4 protein-coding genes and 1 pseudogene are annotated in these 3,871 nt (G+C 35.1%); 2 read left to right on the top strand and 3 right to left on the bottom strand.

The features are described from left to right. Nucleotides 1-84: 84 nt before the first annotated feature. Both WG67_RS03445 and WG67_RS07665 read left to right on the top strand, forming a co-directional pair. The gene (locus tag WG67_RS03445) at nucleotides 85-612 is read left to right on the top strand and encodes a c-type cytochrome (protein WP_070356911.1); all 528 of its coding nucleotides are present in this window, start codon (nucleotides 85-87) and stop codon (nucleotides 610-612) included. A gap of 1 nt (nucleotide 613) precedes the next feature. Then, nucleotides 614-1,376: pseudogene (locus WG67_RS07665) on the top strand (alpha/beta hydrolase). Between the two features lie 175 nt (nucleotides 1,377-1,551). Here the strand turns inward: WG67_RS07665 and trpS are convergent. The 3 genes from trpS to WG67_RS03425 all read right to left on the bottom strand — a co-directional run. Then, nucleotides 1,552-2,550 carry a tryptophan--tRNA ligase gene (gene trpS / locus WG67_RS03435; RefSeq protein WP_070356910.1) on the bottom strand — a complete coding sequence of 333 codons (999 nt, stop codon included), beginning with the start codon at nucleotides 2,548-2,550 and terminating at the stop codon, nucleotides 1,552-1,554. A gap of 17 nt (nucleotides 2,551-2,567) precedes the next feature. Then, complete coding sequence (locus tag WG67_RS03430; protein WP_070356909.1) at nucleotides 2,568-3,137, bottom strand: nucleotide exchange factor GrpE; 570 nt, start codon at nucleotides 3,135-3,137, stop codon at nucleotides 2,568-2,570. A gap of 61 nt (nucleotides 3,138-3,198) precedes the next feature. Further along, nucleotides 3,199-3,871: polyprenyl synthetase family protein (locus WG67_RS03425; protein WP_458694901.1), on the bottom strand; the 673-nt coding region annotated here is incomplete at its 5' end.

Here is a 3,871-nt window from a genome sequence, read left to right as displayed (position 1 = left end):
TCTTTAGCGAGCTTCAAGGTAATTGGTTGCTATTTGCGAAAATATTCGCATAATTTAAGTAACATTACTTAATAAAAATTAACTATGGAGCTTAATAAGATTGCAGCATCGATTTTACTTTCTGGGCTAATCTTTATGATAGTTAGTAATGTAGTTGATATGCTTTACAGTCCAGAAGAATATAAGATTGAACACCAAACGATAGTAGCTGCTGGCAGCAATGAGTTCCAGCAAAAAATCGAGCAAGTGGCGCTTGATATTGGAGCGCTCATGCAGAATGCTAGCTTTGAGAAAGGTAAATCAGCAGCAAAAAAATGTATAGCCTGCCATAGTTTTGAGANNNGTGGAATGAATAAAGTAGGACCAAACTTATGGAACATAGTTGGAAATAAAAAGGCCCATCTTGGTAACTCATTCAATTACTCAAAAGCAGTGCTTGAAAGAGGTGGAAAATGGGGGTATGAGGAGCTATTTGCCTTTTTAAAGAACCCAAAAGCCTATATAAAAGGTACACGTATGGCATTTGCAGGTATTTCCAATCCACAAGAAATTGCAGATCTAGTTAGTTATTTGCATCAATTGAGTGATAGCCCGGTTGCTTTGCCAAAGTAGTATGGATTATTGTAAATTGTTTGATGGAAATAATGGTCACATAGCATATCGAAAGCTACAAGGAAAGAAAGCTTCTGTAGTTTTTTTCGGTGGATTTGCATCCAATATGGATGGAACTAAAGCAACTGCTATTTACAAATTTTGCCAAGAAAATGACGTAGCACTTGTGCTATTTGATTATTTTGGTCACGGTCATTCAAGTGGTAATTTTATTGATTACACGATAAGTGATTGGCAAAAAAATTGTGCTAAAGTAATGAGTGAATTAACTAGCGATAAACAAATAATTATAGGTTCAAGTATGGGAGGATGGCTGATGTTGCTCACTGCCCTTCAATTTCCAGAAAAAATTGCAGCACTAATTGGTATATCGTCTGCTCCCGATTTTACTGAAGATTTGATATTCAAGCAATTGTCAGGCAAGCAAAAAGAAGAACTAGATTCTAAAGGTGTAATAGATTTTACTTCAGAGCATTGTACATACAAAATAATTTAAAGAGTATATACGCAGTTGCAGAAAGAACCTTCTTTTAAACAAAAAGACAATAGATATAAACTGTCCTGTGCGCTTGCTGCATAGCATTAATGATAAAGATGTTCCTTATCAAACTTCATTGAATTTAGCTGAAAAAATTAAGTCAACCGATGTTGAAGTACACTTAATAAAATCAGCAGAGCACAATATGTCTGACAATCATTCACTGGAAGTTTTATTTAAGACCATTAGAGAATTTTGTAACCAGACTGCATTCTGTGATTTTTAGCAAAACACGATTTTTCATTTGAGCTTTCTTCAACTTAAAATAAATACAGAAAATTGCTGCCTATGGCTAAACTGACTTAGATTTACCGACAATTTGAAAAACCGTCATCCCGCTACGTGTTAGCGGCTGAGATACCGCGGCGGTATGACGGTTCGCACCATCACACTTTGGAACCTTACAGATATTGAGCAAATCCAATAATATCCTTGATTTCTTTTATATTATGGGTTGCAATTTCTGCTGCTTTCTTTGTGCCTTTTTTTAATATTTCATGTAAATGGAATTGGTCTTTTAAAAGATCATTCATTTTCTCACGTATGGGTGATATAACACTGATAATTAAATCAGCTAACTCTTTTTTGAAGTGCTTCATGTCATGTTTGTTCACTTCTTCACATACTTTTTTCACATTTACATTACTAAGCACTGAATAAATGTTTATCAAATTGCTTATTTCTGGTCGGCACTCTAAAGTAGCAAAGCCTAGAATTGAATCTGTTTTTGCTTTTTCTATTTTTTTGACAATTAAGTCATCCGTATCATCAAGGTTAATGCACGAATGTTCTGAAGGATCAGATTTACTCATCTTGCTTGTACCATCTCTTAAGCTCATTATCCTTGATGTGCAATCCAAAGTTAAGATTTCAGGTACGATGAAATGATCCAGCTTATAATGATTGTTAAAAGCTGATGCAATATCACGTGCAAGCTCCAAATGCTGTTTTTGATCATCACCAACAGGAACGTATTTAGTTTGATACAACAATATATCTGCAGCCATAAGTACTGGATAACTATATAATCCAAGAGAGGCTTTTTGTTTATCGCTGCCAGCTTTATCTTTAAATTGAGTCATGCGATTAAGCCAACCAATTGGTGTATAGCACCCAAGCAGCCAGCCCAGTTCTGCATGACCACTAACTGTGGACTGATTAAAAATAATGGACTTTTCTGGATCTATTCCACATGCAATATAAGCTGCTGCTGTTTTGAAAATATTACTTTTTAATTCACTTGCGGGAAGCTTATTTGCTGTGATTGCATGTAGGTCGACAATACAAAAAAGAGATTTGTATTTATCCTGTAAGTCTATCCACTGTTTGATTGCACCAAGATAATTACCTAAATGTAGTACGCCACTTGGCTGGATACCTGAAAAGACAATACTTGTCATTATACATTTACCTCATGCTAATCGTTTCCACAATCAGCAGATTTCTTAGAAAGAATAACCATTGCAGGGCGGAGCAACCTATTTTTGATAGTATAACCAGTTTGTAGTACCTCTACAATGGTGCCAGGCTCTTTTTCATTGTCTTCTCTTTCCACAACAGCTTGGTGTAAATTACTATCAAAAAGCTCACCAAGTGGGTCTACTTCCTCTATTCCATGTTTTTTTAGATCATTTATAATTTTTTGATAAGCTACTTTAATCCCCTCATGAACAGGATCACCGTCTTTCAAAATTTCCATTACTCTTTTTAAATTGTCGCACGAGTTGATCATATCACGTGCAAGTTTTGTGACTGCGTAGTCACTTGCATCGCTAATTTGCTTTTGCATTATACGTTTGACGTTTTCATTATCTGCAACAGCACGGCGTAAATGATCTTCAAGCTGAACTGCACGTTCTTTTAATGTATTGAGATCTTCATTTAAATCATCAGTTTGCTTATGGTTATCACTTTGTTGGTCGTCACCTTTCTGCCTACTTACCATATCAGCAAACTTCTTCTTTTTCTCCTTACTGCTATCTGACATATCATTACCCTTAAGAATCTAATAAATATATAACAATTAATCTGAAAATATCAAGCGCCAGCTACATTCGTCTTTCTATGCTCGCATTTAAAAAGTTAATTAAAGTAGTTTTATAAAAAGAATCAGAAAAAGTACTAATATCATTTTGTGCCATATTAATGTAGTGTCTAGCTTTTTCCATAGAAAGCTGAATGGCATTATGGTGATTAATATAGTGTAATGCTTGGTCAAAATTGTGTCTAGCTGAAGAAAAGCATTTTTCCCAGAATTTTTGCTCTGCTGGACTGCCCTTTTCGTATGCTATAATAGCAGGTAAGGTGACTTTACCTTCGAAAAAGTCTTTTCCGACTTGCTTTCCAGAAGTACCTTGATTAGCAGTATAATCGAGCATATCATCAACTATTTGAAATGCCATACCAAAATTAAAACCAAAATTCTTTAGCCTCTCTGTTTCGTCATTTGTTGCACCAGATACTGTTGATGCAGCTTCACAGCATGCAGAAAATAAAGATGCTGTCTTTTCTCCAATGATATCAAAATAATTTTCCCTGACTGTGTGGGGGTCAAAGCGTGCTGTCATCTGCTTTATTTCACCCTTCACAAGTAAATGCGATGCTTTAGATAAAATAGAGAGAATATTTAAATTTCCACACTCTATAAGCCATCTAAATGCTAGAGTCAACAATAGATCACCAACTAAAATGCTTGATTTATTTCCCCAAATCTTTTTCGCT

Origin of the sequence: Wolbachia endosymbiont of Drosophila incompta, assembly GCF_001758565.1 — a bacterium.
GTDB classification, from domain to species: Bacteria; Pseudomonadota; Alphaproteobacteria; order Rickettsiales; family Anaplasmataceae; genus Wolbachia; species Wolbachia pipientis.
The sequence above is the reverse complement of the archived record's forward strand: the minus strand, read 5'-3'. Positions and strand labels throughout refer to the sequence as shown.

Excerpts from the sequence above, each read along its gene's own strand:
- trpS (WP_070356910.1), bottom strand. The coding sequence starts at position 2,550 with ATGACAAGTATTGTCTTTTCAGGTATCCAGCCAAGTGGCGTACTACAT.
- WG67_RS03430 (WP_070356909.1), bottom strand. The coding sequence starts at position 3,137 with ATGTCAGATAGCAGTAAGGAGAAAAAGAAGAAGTTTGCTGATATGGTA.